Origin of the sequence: Methanocalculus chunghsingensis, from assembly GCF_018132105.1 — an archaeon.
Classification (GTDB): Archaea; Halobacteriota; Methanomicrobia; order Methanomicrobiales; family Methanocorpusculaceae; genus Methanocalculus; species Methanocalculus chunghsingensis.
This window is the reverse complement of record NZ_JWHL01000002.1, coordinates 89774-106969: the sequence shown is the minus strand read 5'-3', so window position 1 is coordinate 106969 and position 17196 is coordinate 89774. Positions and strand designations below refer to the sequence as shown.

The following is a 17196-nucleotide window of genomic DNA, read 5'->3' as shown; positions in this document are numbered from 1 at the left end:
TTATGCCTTCTTTTTCCCGACCGTTGCCGCATAGATGACAAACTCCTCCACTCCATCGGCATGGATGAGTTCTGCCATCGCCTCATCGTCAAATGCACCGATGGCACAGGTCCCACACCCGATCTGCTCACCGGCGAGATAGAGATTCTGGCAGAGATGCCCTGCATCCAGGTGGACGAGCCGGTATGCCCTTTCGCTGTATCGCCAGCTCATCCTGTAGATGATGCAGGACCAGATGAAGGTCACCGCGGATGACCGGACGAAGGGCTGGCCAAGACAGGCGTTCATCACCGAATCGGAAATTCCGGAGCGAATATCAACAGGAGCGAGCCGATGGGAGAATGCCAGGTACCGGTACAGGCCTGGTACAATCCCTTCAACCCTGTTGATCAGGAGATACGTTTCAAACGAGTGGCGTCCACCTGCGGATGGAACATTCCGTTTGGTATAGAAAGGATCAACGATCTCAATGACCCCCTGTGTCGCCCAGAGGAGATAAGCAAGCTCTTCGATGGTGAGCGGATCCCTCGCATAGGTCCGGACTGAGGAGCGCATCTCGATCGCCTCCCTAAGTTCACATGACGGTGGTGCAATTGATTCCGGAGGGGGGAGTGCAATAGCGGTGCCATCATCATGATAGGGCTTCTCAAGAGGGGGCGGGGTGACCCCTCGCTGCTGATCCGACGGTGGGAGGTGGGCATATCTCGTCATCTCCATGAAGGTTCTGCCGATCTTTTGCATAGTCCCCTGATATAGCCCCTCATGATGATGAAATATTCTGAAGAATACCGGGTAGACAGAAAAGAAAAGAGAAAACCTGCATTATGCAGGAGAGATGGTGACCGACCAGATGCCATCTGAGATGATGTTAAAGAGATAATTATCACTATCGTGGATGGTCACTGGAAGTGTTGAGGTATAATTACCGACCTGGAGTTCATAATTTTCATTGCGGAGCTCGTGCATGGCCAGAGGCACCTGCTGATCATTCTCCATCAGGAGCGTGCCATCGTACCTGATAAGATGAGCGCCAATGACAGTTCCTTCTTCCATGGTGATCTTACAGGAGTATTCCCCGGCCGGGATCATGAAGAACGGGGTTGCTGCGTTGCCGACACCGGTAAAGCTCTGCGGGGGAACACCATTTATCATCACCGAGGGAGTGATGGTAAGAGACCAGTCTCCTTTCTGTCTGACCTCAACGGTGGTATCTGCCGTCTCTGTTATCACGAAAATCTGGGACCAGTTGTACCAGATGTCATCCTCTGCAGCCTCATACGCGCCCTCGGTAAAACTTCCTTTGATGAAAAATCCGTCTTGTTCAGTCGTGATCTCTACTGTCGAATCATCGGGATATGATCCAGCAGGTTTTTTGACATGGAATTTCAGGAGATGGAGACCTTCAGAAAGGTGTGTATCAGCAGATGCATTTCCCTGACCACTAAAGTGGAATTCTGTTTCATTCCCGACGTGTGCAGGGGCTGTGGGAGATTGTGATTCAATTGTGCCGGTATCGACACATCCTGCAAGGATACACGCCCCGGCAAGGAGCACTGCAGGCAGGAGAAGAGAGAATGTAGCTTTCTGTGACATATGTACCTGCATTACTCTTGTCTCACCTCATCTATACTTTTCCGGAGGCAAGGATTGATAGTCCCTCACCATCCAGCATAGGTATGGCTAACCGGCTGAGTGATGAGAAGAGTCCCTACCTACGCCAGCATGCAGATAATCCGGTGGACTGGCACCCGTTTTCAGAAGAGGTATTTGAGATTGCGAAAGCCCGGGACATCCCAATCTTCCTCTCTATCGGATACTCCACCTGCCACTGGTGCCATGTGATGAACCGGGAGTCATTCTCGGATCAGAAGGTGGCAGAAGCGCTGAAAGGGAGATTCATTGCGGTAAAAGTTGATCGTGAGGAGCGGCCGGAGGTTGATCGGATCGCGATGCTTGCATGCCAGCTGATGACCGGATCCGGTGGCTGGCCACTCACCCTCGTCCTCACCCCTGAGAAGCGCCCATTCTTTGCCGGAACGTATATCCCGAAATTGCCGAAATATGGGCGTGCGGGTCTTCTTCAGGTACTGGACCGGATATGGGATCTCTGGCAGAAGAACCGTGACGAGGCGGAAGGGCTGTCACTCCGGGTCGAAGAGGCGGTGCAGTCCCATCTCAGAGGGGAGATCCCGGTTCCTGAGAAGCCTGCTTCCTTAAAAGGCGCTCCGGATGAGGCATATATCGCCCTTGCCGGATCCTTTGATCGTGAAAACGGGGGTTTTGGAACGGCACCGAAGTTCCCCACACCTCATATCATCTCGTTCCTTCTCCGGTATGCCGGTGTGACCGGACGAACGGATGCTACGAGGATGGCGATTGAAACACTCCATGCAATGAGAATGGGAGGGATCAACGATCAGATTGGCGGTGGTTTTCATCGTTATGCAACCGACCAGGGGTGGGCGACCCCCCATTATGAGAAGATGGCAACCGATCAGGCCCTCCTCCTCACTGCATTTGCCGAAGGCTATCGTGTCACCCGCGATCCCCTCCTGAAGGGCGAGGCAGAGCGAATAGCCGGGTATGTCAGATTCGATCTCAGATCCGAAGACGGCCTCTTCTTCACCGCTGAAGATGCCGAGAGCGGCGGGGAAGAGGGGGGCTTCTATCTCTGGTCAAAGGAAGAGATCCGATCCGCCCTCGATGCTGAGGACGGACCATGGGCAGCCGATCTCTTCCTCGGTTCTGCCGGGGACCGGATCCGGACGCCACTCTCGCTCACTATATCTGATCCGGATCCTGAGCGGCTCAGAAGGGTGAGGGCGAAGCTCCGTGAGAAGAGAGAAGAACGGGTGCGACCTTTTCGTGACGAGAAGATCCTTCTGGATATCAATGCGATGATGATCGCCGCCTTCGCCCGCGCAGGCCATCTCCTCGGAGATGCCGGGATGATCGCTGATGCGCTGGAGAGCTATCAGCGACTCTCAGTAATCCTCGAGGATTCCGGAGACGAGCTCTTTCACAGTCGCATAAACGGAGTGAACACGACATCGGCAAATCTTACAGACTATGCTGAACTGATAGCAGCAGCAATTATGCTTCACCAGGCAACTGGAGAGCCTGCGCCGCTCCAGGATGCACTACGCCTGACAGAAGAGGTGAACAGAGAGTTTTTCAATCCGGAAAAGGGATGGTTCTGGTTTGAGAGGGAGGGGAGTTCATTCTTCCGGACACGGGATCTCGAGGATGCAGGAGGACCATCAGGAAACGCTGTGATGCTCCATAATCTCCACCTCCTTAACCGGATCACCGGGAATACTGGAGCTGCCTGGACTGCCGGTGTTATGGAGACGAAGCTCTCCGCTGCCTTCCTCCACCATCCGACTGCACATATTCATGGAATCAGTGCATCATTCCACCATTCAGGGGCAGCTGTTGATGTTGTGATCACCGGTGATGCAACACCCTTTAAGGCAGCACTCGGCCAGACGAGAAACATACTATCAACATGGCTTCCTGTCACGCCGGATCTTATATCTGCTCTGCGGGGAAAAGCTCCAAAGCTCGATGTATACGAGACAGGTACTTCAGATTCAGTTGCATACCCCTGCAATGAGGGAACCTGCCTCCCACGGGTCACCGATCCGGTTGAACTGAGAGAGGTTCTGGATATGGCATTTCACTATCATGAGAAATCCGAATAGACCCCATAGAGAAAGATGAGTAATTCCGAAGCATTCTTCATCGATCGTATCATAAATTGCATTATGGCAGAAGACGAGAGGAAAGGACGTTTTGTCAGGGGACGATATGTTATTGAAGAAGAAGAGGCTCCAATGGCCGAAGCATCAAATGAAGAGGAGAAACAACCAACGGTTGAAGATCTGATTAAGAAAACCTCAGCGAACGTCGATATGACGATCGAGAGTGTTGTGATCCTCGGCAAGAAACTCTTCATGACCGAAGAGGGGAGAGATCATATCGAGACGAAGACTCGCGAGATTGGCACTGAGCTTCAGAAGGCGGTCGGAGAGATTGCCGACGCCGCACAGCGCTTTATGAAAAAGAAATGAAACACCTGTGATCTCCCTTAATCCCTTCATACGAAATATTTAGTCAACAAGATAGTATTTTTATATTGGGAGAGTCAATAGTATTTTGCAGAACTCAAACTGCATGAGTAAAACAATGGAAGGAAGAAATTTTGGCGGCCGGGGTAACTTCGGCGGCCCAAGAAGATTTGATGGTCCACGTGAGATGTCAAAGGCAGTCTGTTCCGACTGTGGTGAAGAGTGTGAAGTTCCCTTTAAGCCCACGGAGGGCAGACCAGTATATTGCCGTGACTGCCTCCCAAAGCACCGGAAACCCCGGTTCTAATTCTTTTTTCGTTTATCGTACCCTGAATCGCCATACCTGATAGCGATTCAGAGCGAAAAATTCCTTCAGAACACAGCGATTTTCCCACATAAGAATTATAAATCACATGTACATTATAATCAATTGCTTTTGAATATAAGCGTAACCTTTTAAGCTTGAAGACCATGTATAATAGTGCAGAACTCAAACTGCATGAGTAATACAATGGAAGGAAGAAATTTTGGCGGCCGGGGTAATTTCGGCGGCCCAAGAAGCTTTGACGGTCCTCGTGAGATGACTAAGGCAGTCTGTTCCGACTGTGGTGAAGAGTGTGAAGTACCATTTAAGCCCACGGAGGGCAGACCAGTGTACTGCCGTGACTGCCTCCCAAAGCACCGGAAACCCCGGTTCTAATTCTTTTTTTAAACGCATCGCCCCTGCAATGCGCAGCTGGCATTTACCCAAACATCTTCTGAAGCAGATCCTATCTATCAGTAAATACAAATAAACATCTCTGATAGAAAGATCATAGAGAAGCTATTCTATGAAGGTGTTCTAATTGCTTGATATAAAATTTGTACGTGCAGATCCCGATATTGTCAGAGCTGATCTCAGAAAGCGAAATGATACCACACGCCTTGCATGGGTCGATGATCTCCTCGCCTCGGATCAACGGGTACGTGAACTAAAGGTGGAGATCGATGCGCTTCGTCAGAGGAGAAATTCGATCTCGCGTGAGATTAATGCCGAGCGGAAGGCAGGAAGAGATACAAAAAATCTTCTGGAGGAGGCAAAGTCCCTTCCTGAACGGATCAAGGAGCTTGATGCCGTCAAAGAGGAGGAAGAGGAGAAGGTCAGATATTACCTGATGCGCCTTCCAAATATCCTTGATGAATCGGTTCCTTATGGTGAGGATGACTCCCAGAACCAGGTTATCCGGCGTGAAGGAACACCAAAGACCTTCGGTTTTGAATTAAAAAATCATGGACAGCTCGCTGTTGAGAAGGGATGGGCAGACTTTGAACGGGCGGCACGGACATCGGGATCCGGGTTTTCGTATCTGTTAGGCAATCTTGCTCTTCTTGATATGGCATTGCAGCGGTATGCAATCGATCTCCTGATGAGGAATGGTTTCACCCCTATCATCCCACCATACATGATGAACAGAAAATCGTACGAAGGTGTGACCGATCTCGGCGACTTTGAGGATGTGATGTATAAGATTGACGGGATGGACTCCTACCTGATCGCAACGAGTGAACATCCGCTCTGTTCAATGTTCCAGGATGAAATATTTGAAGAAAAGGATCTGCCTCTCCGCCTTGCCGGCCTCTCTCCCTGCTTCCGAAAGGAGATCGGATCCCATGGCATTGATACAAAAGGGCTTTTTCGCGTTCATCAGTTCCATAAAGTTGAACAGTTCGTCTTCTGCAAACCCGAAGACTCTGCCGGAATCCATGAGGAACTCCTCGCAAATGCTGAAGAACTGTACACCAACCTCGGCCTGCCCTATCAGGTCGTTCTGATTTGCACCGGCGATATCGGGACGGTGGCCGCCAAGAAGTATGATATCGAGGTCTGGATGCCGCGTGAAGAGGCATATCGGGAAGTCGTCTCATGTTCAAACTGCACCTCATACCAGGCAGTGCGGCTTGGGATGCGGATGCGTGATCCATCAAACTTTGAGATGAAGCACCACATCCATACCCTGAACTCGACTGAGGTTGCAACCTCACGAACGATGCGGGCTATCCTTGAAAACTATCAGCAGGAGGATGGATCGGTCATCATCCCTGAGATTCTCCGGCCATATATGAATGATCAGGAATACCTCTGATCCTTTTTTATCTCCCTATCCGATCCGCTGCATACCGTGCAAGAGCGATGATTGCAAGGATCGGTGGAGATCCGGGAGCTTCTGGAAGGACAGAGGCATCTGTCACATAAAGTCCGGGAATTGTAGTCTCAAGATTCGTATCCACCGAGACACCAATCCGTGCCGTTCCGCACGGATGTGATCCCCGAAGCGGTGCAGAGACGAGTGTCCGTGGATCAACACCTGCACCGGTAAGGAGCGCAGTTGCATGGGTGGCACCATCAATGAGCCGTTCTGCATCCCCGACAGTCACCCCTTTTCTGATCACCTCGCCAACCGATCCATCATCGTCATCCCTGATCTTCACCATCATCCCGATGATATCCTCTTCAGCCACGGAGAATCCTGCCTCGTTGAGGAGAGACTGAAACGGACGGGAATAGTGAGGGAGGATAATTCCTCCGTCGTACGGGATATAAAATCCCATCGGAACATCCTTGTTCATCCCAATACCCGGCAAGACCCCTCCGACTGAGACGAACGTGTCCGCAAAGAGCGGGGTTGTCGGGAGAGAGAGCTGCTGAAGGAACCGTGGTGTCTCGAGCGCCCCGGCTGCAAGGATGACGAGATCGTCCTGATATATCCTCGATCCTGACCTGACACCAGCAGCCTCGCCATGACGAACGATAATCTCATCGACAGTCTGCCCTGTGACCACCTCTGCTCCATTCGCCCTGGCATCCAGGATAAAAGAGAGAGCCGACCAACGTGCATCGGTGGGGCAGCCAAATGCACAGAGTCCGTCCATACAGCAACGATCAGGATCGATGAATTTCGGCATTCTGGAGACCGGATATCCGAGATCAATGGCATGCTCCATGAGGCGACGGGTTCCCGGGCCGATGAGGTGATCCGGGAGCGGTTTGACTCCAAGCTCATCCTCAATAGCGGCATAATACGTGGAGAGATCGATACCATACCCCTTCATCTCCTCTTCAAGGCAGCGGAGGGCATTTCCACCTGAGACCATCGTGGTGCCGCCGAGACAGAACGCCCTCATAAGCCGTATTCCTGCATCGACGTTTGCATACTGCAGATATGCATCACTTCCGGAGACGGCAGGTCCCCGCTCGATGATCAGTACGTCATGCCCGGATTCGGAGAGTGCTTTAGCCATAGTTGCACCCCCGGCACCGGATCCGATGACGATCGCCATATTGATCGATTGGACTGCAACCAGATAAGCGTGTTCTCTCCATGATCCATCCCCAAATTATAACACGCAATCCATCCATTCTTTGTAGAGAGAATGGATCTGGGTGTAGGACGAATCGGGGATCGTGATCTTGGGATCAGTGCACAGGAGGTTGTCACCGGCCGGACATGTGTCATCGCCCAGTCCGGAGCCGGGAAGAGCTGGGGGATTGCTGTCCTCTGTGAGCATCTGTGTAAGAGTTATATCGGGTTCTGCCTGATCGATACCGAGGGTGAGTACTTCTCGCTCAAGGACCGGTTCCCGATCATCTGGATTGGATCGGATGAGGACTGCGACTTCGATATCGAGACGGTGGATCTTTACCCGGTTATGCGGGATGCGATTGTATCCTCCCGGCAGGTTATCTTTGATGTATCAGAGGTCGATATGCGGGCGAAGGCAACTGCTCTTGTGAATATCCTCTACGAGCTTGAATCTGAGCTGAGGAAACCGTTTCTTCTCATTGTCGAGGAGGCAGACAAGTTCATCCCCCAGTCGCGGGACTCGATCAAGATGATCGAAGAGATCTCACGACGTGGAAGGAAGCGGGGTCTCGGCCTCCTCGTTGCCACCCAGCGTCCGTCACTCGTCCAGAAGAACGTGCTGAGCCAGTGCAATAACCAGATCATCGGAAAGCTCACCATTGACAACGATTTAAAAGCGGTTGCCCACTTCTTTAACGCCAGAAAAGAGGTCGAGGAGCTGATCACCCTTGAACCTGGCCAGTTCTTTGTCATGGGAGGTCTGGTACGGGAGAAGGTGATGATGAAATTTGGAGGCCGTGAGACGAAACACAGGGGAGTTACCCCTCAGATCTCCACGGTTCGCCCATCACCTCAGATGATACCAGAAGAGAACCCGGTTGAAGCACCAGAGGGTGAGAAGAAGGGGAGGAAAGCGGAGATAGACCTTCTGGAAAGGAATGAAGAAGAGGACGATGCTACCCGGATCCGATCGGGTACTCCTATTGAAGAAGACGATACCGGATCTGCTGTACCGACACTAATTGAGCGGGATGAAGCGCTCCGTATTGCCCAGGGCTTCTGTAAAAGAAGTTTCTGGAGCCGGAGGTATCTTGAGAGAATAACCGTATTTGAGCGGATGTACTGGCCTCTTATCATTGTTGAAGTGAAGTATCTCGGGGGGATCCTGAAGAAGACGACGAGGAAGAGTTCGTTTATCCTTGAGGGGTTCCACGGGGAGAGAGTTGATCCCGGTGACGGACTTCGTATTCATCCCGGATTTCGGGAGCTTATCGGTCTTGATGAAACCGCTGTCTCAATCCTCTCGGTACTTTCGCCAGCCGGTCTGACCGATCTCGAGATCGAGGCAGAGACGGTGCTTGGGCCGGCCCGTGTCAAGAAAGGGATCAAGCTCCTTCTGAAACAGAAACTGATCACCACAATGAAATCGGAGGAAGGCGCAACCGTCTTTGTGCCACTCCTCGCACATCCCATTCCAAAACTCTCAGGACTCCACCAGACATTCCGGCAGAAACTCATTCCCCTCTCAGGTGAGTCACGAAACCCGGTGATAACCGAAGACGAGCTCCGGAAAATCCTCAAAGGACTTGAACCATCGGCGGAGATCACCCGGTTTAAGACAATATTCTATCCGGTCTATGAGGCAACCATTGCCACAGGTGCAGGCAACCGGCGTCTGTTCCTTGATGGGATCACTGGCCGGGAAGTGATCGGCTTCCCTGAATAAGGGGTAAATCCATTTTACACGCATTTTTGCAAGTTTTTTTTACGGGTAGAATTATAAACCAGGGCGTCTCTAAACGAGTATGGATGAATGCTTCTCTTTTCGGTGTATCGTCTGCGGTTTCATCTATGATCCGATGAGAGGAGATCCGATGCGGGGGATCGAGCCAGGGACTCCAATTGAAGATCTCCCGGATGACTATACCTGCCCTGTCTGCGGGGTTCCCGTTGTCACCGGGAACTCGCCATTTGTACTGATCGAACCAGATGATGGGAGATGCGGAATGGACAGGATGTATGGTGGAAGAGAGAAGGACGAAATATGATATACCTGGAGAGAGATGAGACCCGATGATACACCCTGATGAGCAACGTGACCGGACCGAGCGTATCAAAGCCCTCTCCACCAGCACGTACCGGGATGTCCTCATCTACGATGAAAAGACCGGCGGGGGCATCTATAATGGGGAGGAGATTGACCAGAAGAGTGCCGGCCGTTTGCGGAAGAGGGGGCCGTATGTTATCATCAGTGAGATTGATGAGCAGAACGATGAGTAAAATTAATTACTTTTTTTAAGTGCGAGAGGCAGGATTCGAACCTGCGAACGTCTACACGACTGGACCCTAAATCCAGCGCCTTTGACCGACTCGGCTACTCTCGCCCATAAGTTGAGATTTTCTATCAATTACACGAAGGATTTTGAACTGAATCCTAAGCCCAGCGCCTTTAACCTGGCTTGGCAACCCTCGCGCTGATCAGTATAGGCACTCCGATAATAAATAGAGGAATGGTTCTGCCTCTCTCAATGGTCTCAGGATCCCTCATTGGTATCCGGGGCTTCCTGCTTCTTCGCCATCTGCAACTCACGTATCAGGAGCATGTATCCCGAGACGACGAACGCAATGATCAGAGGGCCAAGGATGAAACCGATGATGCCCATGATAGCCAGCCCCCCAAAAAAACCGATCCACATCAGGAGCGGGTTGATACTCGCCCGCATGCCCATGATGAGGGGGCGGAAGACGAGATCAGGGAGGGCGCAGACGACCGGATAGCCGACAAGCCCGATCAGAGCAACACCCCGGTAATCTCCCATCGAGAACGCATAGATGCCAAGGAAGAGCATCAGAAGCGATGGCCCAAGGATGGGTACCAGCTGGAACATAGCCGCGATGGTCGCATAGAAGAGGATATGATCGTAGCCGAGGACATAAAAGAATGGGATTGCAAGCAGGAAGGTGATCAGAGCGGTGACCACATGAACAACATAGATCGCATAGAGGGTGTCAACAACGGTCTTTGATATCTCCCGTAATCCTGAAGAGAGACGGCCGGGAAGGGCACTGATAGTTTCGGTAAAGATCTCCTCACCTTTATACAGGAAGGCCATTAGTGCCATTAAGAAGATGAGAATGTCCAAAACAATCCTTGGCGCACGATAGATGAGAGATACCCCCCATGTTGTCAGACTATTAATCTGGAGCATTATCCAGTCGTTGAGTTCGCTCTCTCCAACCGTCGGCGTTCCTGACGCGCCGAGTGTGGTCAGCCAGAGGAGAATCGTGTCAATAATCTCTTCGATTAACGCAGAATTCGTATAAAAGACGGCTATAGTGAAACTGATCACCGTCGTCACGAAGACGATGACAAGGGTTGCAATAAGGAGAGCGGAGACCCCCGGATGAATGACTCTGGTCAGCTGACGATGGATGGGGAGGAGAATAACGGCAAGTGTTCCTGCAAGGATGATTATTGCAAGCAGCTGCCAGAAAAAAATAGCGGCAGCTACCATTATTGCACCAGTTACCAGCAGCACATTTCGATCAGGATATCCTCCACGAAGCATTTCACAGAGTGATACTCCTCGATACCTTATAAGAATATAGTGATATGTATCCGAAATTTGATGTTAGAATCATAAGGTTTTACTATACCTGCGACGATATATTGAATCAGCTTTGATGCAGAATGCTTGAAGAATACGGACGAATACTAATTGCAGCTGCTCTTACCTGGATACTCTTTGTATCGGTCGATATATTCTGGCGTCTTCCCCAGAAAGGAGGTGTCAGTGGCGCCAAGGCCATCGGAGATCTGATTGCCCGGCGTGGCGGCAATCGAAACGGCGGATGGATGATGGGCAACATCGTCTCATCGCCTGATGCATCCGCCGGCACCCTCCTTGCGGCATGCGGGGTCTTTGTAGCCGGAATTCCGGGTGGAATTGCAGCAGCTCTTCTTGTATTCATCGGAAACAGGATCTGTCATGATCCCGGATTTGCAGGTACAACCGGAGCACTCATCGCGACGGCTGTCATTACCCTCTCGACACAGTTTGGCTTCATCCCATCCGACTTCATCGTTGGAACAGTTATTGCAATTCTTACAATTCAGGGGCTCTCCCTCACGAAAGCAAGCCATCTCCTGGGTCGTCTCTGGAGGTGGAGAGCCTGATTGCAGCATTCATCTGCCTCCTCATCGCCGTCTATGGGGCTATCAGGGCAGTTGCCGAGCAGGAGACGCTCACCCGACTGCCTTTTATTAATGTGATGAACTTCGGGATCGCCGGGACCATCGTCCTGCTCCTTCCCCATCCCCTCACCCTCGTTGCGGCAGCCGCCTACTTCATCGGATCGACCCTGGAGGCAAATGCAATTGCAAGTGCCTATGCAAAGCGGGGTGGCACATGATTGAAGGTCTGATTATCCTCCTGCTGACGGTGCTGATCACGCTTGGAGCTGTCGTTACTGCCCTCTGGAGGGGTCCATTTGACAAGCTGATCGGCCTTTCGATCATTACAGCAGGGATCGTTCCTTTTGTGGTTATGCGGGGATATCTTGATGTAGCAATCATTGTTGCCCTCATTATTCCACTCTCAACGATCATCATCCTGCTTCTGCTTGGGAGGCCGGTCCAATGACCCCGGAGTTTATCATCGGATGCGGACTGATCATCCTTGGAGCGATCAGTACTGCCTGGCCGTCGCCGAGGGATTATATCACAAGGTTGATCAATCTTGAAGTGGCTTCATTTGGCCTCCTCCTTGTAATGCTCTCCTTTGATGAGACGATTGCACTTCTGACATTTGTTGCCGTATCAGGGGTCAGCGTTTTCATCCTTGTACGGGTTATCGGAAAGAAGGAGGCTGTCATTCGATGATTCACAGAATTTCAGGCATCCTCTCGAATTTCGATAACCTCTCCCGGGTCTATGCGGTCCTGATCATCATCGTCATTCTTGGGGGGATCATCAGCATCCCCTCGATGGAGTATCAGGGTGATCGCCTCTACCCAAAGACGATCGATCGTGACAGCCCCCTCGATCCTTATGACCGGGGAGGAGAACCCTTCGAAAGAACCGAAGTCCTCGCTGAATACCCGGAGAACAGCCCTGAACTTGGCTTCACCACCGCATACCTGACACCGCTTGCGATCGCACTTGCCACAACAACTCCACATATGGGAACCACAATCGTCGCACATCCCGGCGGAATAATCGATGAGATCCTCTATGTGACACGGGGACTTGACACCGTCGTCGAGACGGCCATACTCTTCGTCGCCTTCGCAATGGCATCATATCTTTACCGACGGAGGGATGACGAATGATCACGCCATTCCATATCGGGCTCTTTGCAGTATCGCTCTGTATCCTTGTAACCTTCCTCTCGTTCCTCAAAGAGAAGGATGACCTGCATAAGCTTATTCTGACCGATCTCGCCGCGATTATGGCACTCTTCATCATCGCCCTCGTCGGTACGGATCTCGCCGAGGCACTCATCCTTCCGGGACTGGTCGTCGGGATCTCGAAGCTGATGGCCCTTGCCGAGATCTATCTCGTCAAAGAAGGAATCCAGCAGAAGAAGAACAGCACAGTGCTTGATATTGAGGTCCTTGATACCGCACCTGCGATTCTTGCCGCGATTCTGGTGATCTATGGGATCATCCTCTCGGGATTCTCCGGAGGTGCGGTGGCGGGTCTTGGGATCATCTTCTATCTCGCCTTTAAAAAGCATGATGAGAAGTTTGAGCTGATTGAGACGGTCAGCGGATATGCCTGGGTTACATGGATTGCAGCCTTCTTCATCTTCCTCATCTTCCCGTCACAGTGGTTCCTCGCAGTGATGCTGGCAGGAGGAGGTATCCTTCTGAAGGTGATGGCAAAATTCTCACTTATCGGAACGATGCGGGGTGATCCAGGTGTTTGATCTCAATGTCGAGGGGAGAGAGCTCTTCTCCCTCTCATTTGGAGATATTGTTCCATACTTCAGCGTCTATACAGGAGCACTCGCTGCCTTTGTCATCATCTTCATTCTGATTGCTATATTCAGCCTTCCTGAACGACAGATGAATATCGCCTTTGGCGGTGATGCATACTATGCCAAAGAGGTCAATGTACCGGATATGCGGTTCTCCCGGTTCATGGCAATCGCCTGTGGTGCAGCCACCCTCGGTGCCATGGTAACCGGGGATATCTTCAACTTCACCCTCTTTGCCGTTATGGTTGGAATAACGAATATCGGTATCGTGGCTGCCTCAGGGAACAAACATGTTCTCAATGCCGCATTCCAGTACGGTATCGTTGCAATGCTTGCAACAGTTCCTCTCTTCGGCGGAGCTGCACTCATCCTCGCAACGACCGGGAGCCTCTCCATCTGGGTGCTTGCCGGTGCAGGAGTCGTTCCGCTCCTGGCAAAAGCCCTTCTCGTCCTTGGGGTAATGGGGGAAGGTATCGCACCATTGTATATCGGGAAAGCCGAGATCATCAGGGCACAGGGAGCACCATATGTTCTGATGATCCATTTCAGCTCACTCCTGCTCTTCCTGCGGGTTATTGAGATAGTTCTGGTGATATGATGAAGAGATTCTCCATTCAGTTGTTCGCTATCATTTCAGGTGTCATCCTCGTCATCGCGTCTGCCGGGGCACACCTTGGAATAATAGCACCATCCCTCTCTGCAGTGATAGCCATCCTGATTGTGCCGGTTCTGCTCATCTCGGTGGGTCTCCTCTTTGCAGCACGACTGACCGACGGAGATATTCCGTTCATGGGGTACTGATATGATAGAATATATCCTCGCAGCAATCTTTGCGGGCCTTCTCCTCCATGGTATTCACCGGAAGGTGATCGCCCGTGTTCAGGGCAGGCCAGGGCCGCCAATCTGGCAGGAGATACTCCATACACTTAAGTTCCTTGCAAAAGAGACCTGGATACCAAAAACCGCAAGCCAGGGCGTCTATGTCGGGGTGGTTGCCATATCAATCGGTCTCTGGGTGGCCGCATTTGCACTCCTGATGGCAGGAGAGAGCCTTCTGCTCCTCTTCGCACTCTATGTCCTTCATAAGATCGTCGAGCATGGAATAGGGCTTGCATCAGGGTCGCCGTATACCAAGTTTGGTGCGATACGCTCGGTTGTATCAGCGGCATCCGAGCTTCCGCTCCTCTCCAGTGTCGCTCTCATCTACCTGATCACCGGATCACTGATGCTCAGGGATATCGAGGCGTACCAGGTGATCAACGGACCGCTTCTCCTGCCTGCACTTCCTGCGGCAATCGCGTTGTACATGGTGATCCTCTCAAAGATCCACTACGGCCCTTTCTCGATCGTCGAGGCAAAAGAGCTTGTCTCAGGATACTGGACCGAACACTTCGGGGTCTGGCGTGGCGTTATGAATGCGGCGTTCGGTTTAAAGACCTTCGTCCTCCTCTACGCCTTTGTGATGATCTTCATCGGGCCGGTCGGGGTGCCGGTCGCACTCCTCCTCGTCTTTCTCCTGATGATCTCACTCTCTTTCGTCTGTGCAGCCACACCGATGCTCGCACCCTATGACTCAGTGACGGTTCAGACGGTGACAACCGCCCTGGTTGCCTGTTATATCATTTACCTGGGGGTCTTTGCATGAGTCTTATTCGACTCTCGATGGTCGCCGGTGTCGCACTCTATATCGGGCTATTCATAGCCCAGGGTGCATTCATGATATCGATCCTTTATGCTGCGATCATTGGATCCCTGATACTGATCGGTCTTGCCTCACGATTATTCGCCTCAAACGAAGAACAGGCAAAGAAATACGAGATGATCCTGATCTGGTGTTGTCTCCTGACCTTTGCCATCTATGGTCTCCTCTTTGCAGGAGGAGTGATATAATGGAATATCTGTATGAGAAGGATCTCAGGCGGATGAAGCTTTTGATCCTCGAAAGCAGGCGGCATCATGCTGTAACAATCGAGATTGCCGCAATCCTTGGTATAAAACCTCAGGCGGCACGAAAGATACTCATTGAAGAATGTGATATGCTTCTTCTTGAAAACCTGCCAGCACGATGTGATGCCGCACGAAAAAAAGGCAATGAGATTGAACAAAAGCTCGGTATTCACATGCTGACGCAGGCAACACACCTTATTTCACCGGATGCGGGTCAGAAAGCAGTAGCCGATGTTATTGAGAAGATTGAGAGCGGACTGGAGAAAGAGATTGCACTTGAAGAAGGCAGAACTGGAATTCTGGAGCTGATCAGATCATGAGTATCATCCAGAAACTGAAGAATACCATCCGATCACGATCGATTCATGTCTGCTATGTGAATGTCGGATCCTGCAATGGCTGTGATATCGAGATCCTTGCATGCCTCTCCCCGCGCTATGATATCGAGCAGTACGGGATCTATGTACATAATAACCCACGTGAGGCTGATGTTCTCCTTATTACAGGCGCTTTCTCTCCGCAATGGGAAGATAAACTCAAACCCCTCTGGGAGAAGATTCCCCATCCAAAGGTCGCAGTCGCTATCGGAAACTGTCCTATATCAGGCTGTGTCTTTAACCGGCCGGAGACGCTTGTCGATCCTCCGGTCTCAAAACATATCCCGATAGCAGCAGAGATTCCCGGTTGCCCGCCACGTCCAACAGAGATTATCAGCACCATCCTCTCACTGGCACCACTTATCTTCAAGGATTACGAGGAGAAGAAGCAATGAAGAAGACAGTTGACATATCCCTCCCTGTCGGTCCGGTACACCCTCTTTTCAAGGAGCCCTGCCGGATTAAATGTGAGACACGAGGTGAGTATGTCCTCTCGGCAGAAGTCGAGCTCGGATATGTAAAGAAAGGGATCGAACGGATTATGCGTGGCCGCCCCTGGCAGGAGGTGATGTTCCTTGCAGAACGGGTCTGTGGAATCTGCTCGGTCATCCATAATTACACCTTCATCGAGGCGGTAGAAAAGATATCAGGAATCATCCCTCCGGAGCGGGCAGCATACCTGCGTGTCATTGTCAACGAACTCGACCGGATGCAGAGTCATCTCCTCGCAAACTACTCCTACTGCTATACCATCGAACATGAGACACTGGCGATGTATGTCCTCAATCTCCGTGAGACAGTAATGGATCAGCTGGAGCTGATCACCGGCGCACGGGTCACCTGCGCATATATCATTCCCGGTGGTGTCAGATGGGATCTCCCGGATGATAGGGCTGAATCCCTCAAATCTGCTCTTGATCATATTGATTCCGAGCTGACACGTTTTGTGAGGATCTTTGAGACAGGCCCTTTCATCGCCCTTCGATCGAAAGGAATCGGTATCCTCACCAAAGAGGCGGCAGAGGCAGCATATGCTGTCGGTCCGACTGCACGGGCAAGCGGGATATCTGTTGACTGTCGATCTGATCATCCGACCTACCAGGCGCTCGGATTTTCTCCTGTCGTGCGTCATGAAGGAGATAACTATGCGCGGATCATGGCAAGATTTGACGAGGTCTTTCAGAGTGTGAATCTGATCAGATCAGCTCTTTTAAAGATGCAGCCCGGACCGGTCCGCGGCGGCGGCGTCATACAGGCAGGATCGATCCAGTACCGTATGGAGGCCCCGCGTGGCGAACTCCTCTATGATCTCGTCACCGACGAATATGGCCGCATCCTTGAAATTGCAATTCAGACACCATCTATTATGAATATTCAGGTTTGTGCGCATGAGATGCTGACTGATGCAGAGTCGGCAGCTGACATCACGTCGATCTTCATCAGTTCAGATCCCTGCATCGCCTGTACGGAGAGGTAGCGT

At 51.5% G+C, this 17196-nt stretch carries 25 protein-coding genes and 2 tRNA genes; 21 read left to right on the top strand and 6 right to left on the bottom strand.

Annotation, left to right across the window (positions count from 1 at the left end; translation table 11 throughout):
• Entirely contained in the window at positions 1-741 is a 741-nt protein-coding gene (locus RJ53_RS02130; RefSeq protein ID WP_211529960.1) for a SagB/ThcOx family dehydrogenase, read from the bottom strand.
• Positions 742-822: 81 nt separating this feature from the next.
• Complete coding sequence (locus RJ53_RS02125) at positions 823-1593, bottom strand: hypothetical protein (protein WP_211529959.1); 771 nt, start codon at positions 1591-1593, stop codon at positions 823-825.
• An 83-nt stretch (positions 1594-1676) separates the two neighbouring features.
• Between RJ53_RS02125 and RJ53_RS02120 the strand changes: the two genes are divergently transcribed.
• The 5 genes from RJ53_RS02120 to serS all read left to right on the top strand — a co-directional run bounded on the left by RJ53_RS02120 (position 1677) and on the right by serS (position 6193).
• Complete coding sequence (locus RJ53_RS02120; protein ID WP_211529958.1) at positions 1677-3704, top strand: thioredoxin domain-containing protein; 2028 nt, start codon at positions 1677-1679, stop codon at positions 3702-3704.
• Between the two features lie 63 nt (positions 3705-3767).
• Positions 3768-4073: a hypothetical protein gene (locus RJ53_RS02115; protein ID WP_211529957.1), complete on the top strand. Its 306-nt coding sequence runs from the start codon at positions 3768-3770 to the stop codon at positions 4071-4073.
• Positions 4074-4188: 115 nt separating this feature from the next.
• Positions 4189-4377 carry a CxxC-x17-CxxC domain-containing protein gene (locus tag RJ53_RS02110; RefSeq protein ID WP_211529956.1) on the top strand — a complete coding sequence of 63 codons (189 nt, stop codon included), beginning with the start codon at positions 4189-4191 and terminating at the stop codon, positions 4375-4377.
• A 204-nt stretch (positions 4378-4581) separates the two neighbouring features.
• The gene (locus tag RJ53_RS02105) at positions 4582-4770 is read left to right on the top strand and encodes a CxxC-x17-CxxC domain-containing protein (protein WP_394357501.1); all 189 of its coding nucleotides are present in this window, start codon (positions 4582-4584) and stop codon (positions 4768-4770) included.
• 145 nt (positions 4771-4915) lie between these two features.
• Positions 4916-6193 carry a serine--tRNA ligase gene (gene serS, locus RJ53_RS02100; RefSeq protein WP_211529954.1) on the top strand — a complete coding sequence of 426 codons (1278 nt, stop codon included), beginning with the start codon at positions 4916-4918 and terminating at the stop codon, positions 6191-6193.
• A 7-nt stretch (positions 6194-6200) separates the two neighbouring features.
• Here serS and RJ53_RS02095 read toward each other — a convergent pair whose 3' ends face one another.
• Positions 6201-7388 (bottom strand): FAD-dependent oxidoreductase, encoded by a 1188-nt coding sequence (locus RJ53_RS02095; RefSeq protein WP_211529953.1) that lies wholly within the window; start codon positions 7386-7388, stop codon positions 6201-6203.
• A gap of 93 nt (positions 7389-7481) precedes the next feature.
• On the opposite strand from RJ53_RS02095, the gene RJ53_RS02090 reads away from it, so the two are divergent.
• The 3 genes from RJ53_RS02090 (at position 7482) to RJ53_RS02080 (ending at position 9691) form a co-directional block, all read left to right on the top strand.
• Positions 7482-9137, top strand: coding sequence for an ATP-binding protein (locus RJ53_RS02090; protein ID WP_211529952.1), 1656 nt, complete (start codon positions 7482-7484; stop codon positions 9135-9137).
• 79 nt (positions 9138-9216) lie between these two features.
• Complete coding sequence (locus RJ53_RS02085; RefSeq protein ID WP_211529951.1) at positions 9217-9459, top strand: rubredoxin; 243 nt, start codon at positions 9217-9219, stop codon at positions 9457-9459.
• A 25-nt stretch (positions 9460-9484) separates the two neighbouring features.
• Entirely contained in the window at positions 9485-9691 is a 207-nt protein-coding gene (locus tag RJ53_RS02080; protein WP_211529950.1) for a hypothetical protein, read from the top strand.
• Positions 9692-9711: 20 nt separating this feature from the next.
• On the opposite strand, the gene RJ53_RS02075 is transcribed toward RJ53_RS02080, so the two are convergent.
• The 3 genes from RJ53_RS02075 to RJ53_RS02065 form a co-directional block, all read right to left on the bottom strand.
• Positions 9712-9795: transfer RNA gene (locus tag RJ53_RS02075), tRNA-Leu, on the bottom strand.
• Between the two features lie 27 nt (positions 9796-9822).
• A tRNA-Leu gene (locus RJ53_RS02070) sits at positions 9823-9884 on the bottom strand.
• A 61-nt stretch (positions 9885-9945) separates the two neighbouring features.
• A complete protein-coding gene (locus RJ53_RS02065; RefSeq protein ID WP_211529949.1) occupies positions 9946-10980 on the bottom strand; it encodes an AI-2E family transporter in 1035 nt (344 codons plus the stop codon).
• Between the two features lie 122 nt (positions 10981-11102).
• Between RJ53_RS02065 and RJ53_RS02060 the strand changes: the two genes are divergently transcribed.
• Genes RJ53_RS02060 through RJ53_RS02000 form a run of 13 tightly spaced genes read left to right on the top strand, consistent with a single transcriptional unit; the run spans position 11103 to position 17193 of the window.
• Positions 11103-11588, top strand: coding sequence for a hypothetical protein (locus RJ53_RS02060; protein WP_211529948.1), 486 nt, complete (start codon positions 11103-11105; stop codon positions 11586-11588).
• A complete protein-coding gene (locus tag RJ53_RS02055; protein WP_343221810.1) occupies positions 11576-11824 on the top strand; it encodes a DUF2109 family protein in 249 nt (82 codons plus the stop codon). Before RJ53_RS02060 ends, RJ53_RS02055 begins: the two co-directional genes overlap by 13 nt.
• Positions 11821-12054: a DUF2108 domain-containing protein gene (locus RJ53_RS02050; protein WP_211529947.1), complete on the top strand. Its 234-nt coding sequence runs from the start codon at positions 11821-11823 to the stop codon at positions 12052-12054. The genes RJ53_RS02055 and RJ53_RS02050 overlap by 4 nt, the downstream gene beginning before the upstream one ends.
• A complete protein-coding gene (locus RJ53_RS02045; RefSeq protein WP_211529946.1) occupies positions 12051-12293 on the top strand; it encodes an EhaE family protein in 243 nt (80 codons plus the stop codon). The genes RJ53_RS02050 and RJ53_RS02045 overlap by 4 nt, the downstream gene beginning before the upstream one ends.
• A complete protein-coding gene (locus RJ53_RS02040; protein WP_211529945.1) occupies positions 12290-12742 on the top strand; it encodes a DUF2106 family protein in 453 nt (150 codons plus the stop codon). Before RJ53_RS02045 ends, RJ53_RS02040 begins: the two co-directional genes overlap by 4 nt.
• Entirely contained in the window at positions 12739-13341 is a 603-nt protein-coding gene (locus RJ53_RS02035; protein WP_211529944.1) for an EhaG family protein, read from the top strand. Before RJ53_RS02040 ends, RJ53_RS02035 begins: the two co-directional genes overlap by 4 nt.
• Positions 13334-13990 carry a hypothetical protein gene (locus RJ53_RS02030; protein ID WP_211529943.1) on the top strand — a complete coding sequence of 219 codons (657 nt, stop codon included), beginning with the start codon at positions 13334-13336 and terminating at the stop codon, positions 13988-13990. The genes RJ53_RS02035 and RJ53_RS02030 overlap by 8 nt, the downstream gene beginning before the upstream one ends.
• On the top strand, positions 13987-14193 hold the full coding sequence (locus RJ53_RS02025; RefSeq protein WP_211529942.1) for a hypothetical protein: 207 nt from the start codon (positions 13987-13989) through the stop codon (positions 14191-14193). Before RJ53_RS02030 ends, RJ53_RS02025 begins: the two co-directional genes overlap by 4 nt.
• Before the next feature lies 1 nt (position 14194).
• A complete protein-coding gene (locus RJ53_RS02020; RefSeq protein ID WP_211529941.1) occupies positions 14195-15037 on the top strand; it encodes a respiratory chain complex I subunit 1 family protein in 843 nt (280 codons plus the stop codon).
• Positions 15034-15282 (top strand): hypothetical protein, encoded by a 249-nt coding sequence (locus tag RJ53_RS02015; protein ID WP_211529940.1) that lies wholly within the window; start codon positions 15034-15036, stop codon positions 15280-15282. Before RJ53_RS02020 ends, RJ53_RS02015 begins: the two co-directional genes overlap by 4 nt.
• Positions 15282-15659: a DUF1959 family protein gene (locus RJ53_RS02010; RefSeq protein WP_211529939.1), complete on the top strand. Its 378-nt coding sequence runs from the start codon at positions 15282-15284 to the stop codon at positions 15657-15659. The genes RJ53_RS02015 and RJ53_RS02010 overlap by 1 nt, the downstream gene beginning before the upstream one ends.
• Positions 15656-16111: an NADH-quinone oxidoreductase subunit B family protein gene (locus tag RJ53_RS02005; protein ID WP_211529938.1), complete on the top strand. Its 456-nt coding sequence runs from the start codon at positions 15656-15658 to the stop codon at positions 16109-16111. The genes RJ53_RS02010 and RJ53_RS02005 overlap by 4 nt, the downstream gene beginning before the upstream one ends.
• On the top strand, positions 16108-17193 hold the full coding sequence (locus tag RJ53_RS02000) for a hydrogenase large subunit (protein WP_211529937.1): 1086 nt from the start codon (positions 16108-16110) through the stop codon (positions 17191-17193). Before RJ53_RS02005 ends, RJ53_RS02000 begins: the two co-directional genes overlap by 4 nt.
• Positions 17194-17196 lie beyond the last annotated feature (3 nt).

What these genes read in the sequence shown, in the direction of transcription:
- RJ53_RS02000 (WP_211529937.1), top strand. Translation starts at nt 16,108, where the DNA reads ATGAAGAAGACAGTTGACATATCCCTCCCTGTCGGTCCGGTACACCCT.
- RJ53_RS02025 (WP_211529942.1), top strand. Translation starts at nt 13,987, where the DNA reads ATGATGAAGAGATTCTCCATTCAGTTGTTCGCTATCATTTCAGGTGTC.
- RJ53_RS02105 (WP_394357501.1), top strand. Translation starts at nt 4,582, where the DNA reads ATGGAAGGAAGAAATTTTGGCGGCCGGGGTAATTTCGGCGGCCCAAGA.
- RJ53_RS02040 (WP_211529945.1), top strand. Translation starts at nt 12,290, where the DNA reads ATGATTCACAGAATTTCAGGCATCCTCTCGAATTTCGATAACCTCTCC.
- RJ53_RS02120 (WP_211529958.1), top strand. Translation starts at nt 1,677, where the DNA reads ATGGCTAACCGGCTGAGTGATGAGAAGAGTCCCTACCTACGCCAGCAT.
- RJ53_RS02060 (WP_211529948.1), top strand. Translation starts at nt 11,103, where the DNA reads ATGCTTGAAGAATACGGACGAATACTAATTGCAGCTGCTCTTACCTGG.
- RJ53_RS02110 (WP_211529956.1), top strand. Translation starts at nt 4,189, where the DNA reads ATGGAAGGAAGAAATTTTGGCGGCCGGGGTAACTTCGGCGGCCCAAGA.
- RJ53_RS02095 (WP_211529953.1), bottom strand. Translation starts at nt 7,388, where the DNA reads ATGGCGATCGTCATCGGATCCGGTGCCGGGGGTGCAACTATGGCTAAA.
- RJ53_RS02005 (WP_211529938.1), top strand. Translation starts at nt 15,656, where the DNA reads ATGAGTATCATCCAGAAACTGAAGAATACCATCCGATCACGATCGATT.
- RJ53_RS02125 (WP_211529959.1), bottom strand. Translation starts at nt 1,593, where the DNA reads ATGTCACAGAAAGCTACATTCTCTCTTCTCCTGCCTGCAGTGCTCCTT.
- RJ53_RS02065 (WP_211529949.1), bottom strand. Translation starts at nt 10,980, where the DNA reads ATGCTTCGTGGAGGATATCCTGATCGAAATGTGCTGCTGGTAACTGGT.
- RJ53_RS02015 (WP_211529940.1), top strand. Translation starts at nt 15,034, where the DNA reads ATGAGTCTTATTCGACTCTCGATGGTCGCCGGTGTCGCACTCTATATC.
- RJ53_RS02020 (WP_211529941.1), top strand. Translation starts at nt 14,195, where the DNA reads ATGATAGAATATATCCTCGCAGCAATCTTTGCGGGCCTTCTCCTCCAT.
- RJ53_RS02010 (WP_211529939.1), top strand. Translation starts at nt 15,282, where the DNA reads ATGGAATATCTGTATGAGAAGGATCTCAGGCGGATGAAGCTTTTGATC.
- RJ53_RS02080 (WP_211529950.1), top strand. Translation starts at nt 9,485, where the DNA reads ATGATACACCCTGATGAGCAACGTGACCGGACCGAGCGTATCAAAGCC.
- RJ53_RS02115 (WP_211529957.1), top strand. Translation starts at nt 3,768, where the DNA reads ATGGCAGAAGACGAGAGGAAAGGACGTTTTGTCAGGGGACGATATGTT.
- RJ53_RS02035 (WP_211529944.1), top strand. Translation starts at nt 12,739, where the DNA reads ATGATCACGCCATTCCATATCGGGCTCTTTGCAGTATCGCTCTGTATC.
- RJ53_RS02045 (WP_211529946.1), top strand. Translation starts at nt 12,051, where the DNA reads ATGACCCCGGAGTTTATCATCGGATGCGGACTGATCATCCTTGGAGCG.
- RJ53_RS02090 (WP_211529952.1), top strand. Translation starts at nt 7,482, where the DNA reads ATGGATCTGGGTGTAGGACGAATCGGGGATCGTGATCTTGGGATCAGT.
- RJ53_RS02130 (WP_211529960.1), bottom strand. Translation starts at nt 741, where the DNA reads ATGCAAAAGATCGGCAGAACCTTCATGGAGATGACGAGATATGCCCAC.
- RJ53_RS02050 (WP_211529947.1), top strand. Translation starts at nt 11,821, where the DNA reads ATGATTGAAGGTCTGATTATCCTCCTGCTGACGGTGCTGATCACGCTT.
- RJ53_RS02085 (WP_211529951.1), top strand. Translation starts at nt 9,217, where the DNA reads ATGGATGAATGCTTCTCTTTTCGGTGTATCGTCTGCGGTTTCATCTAT.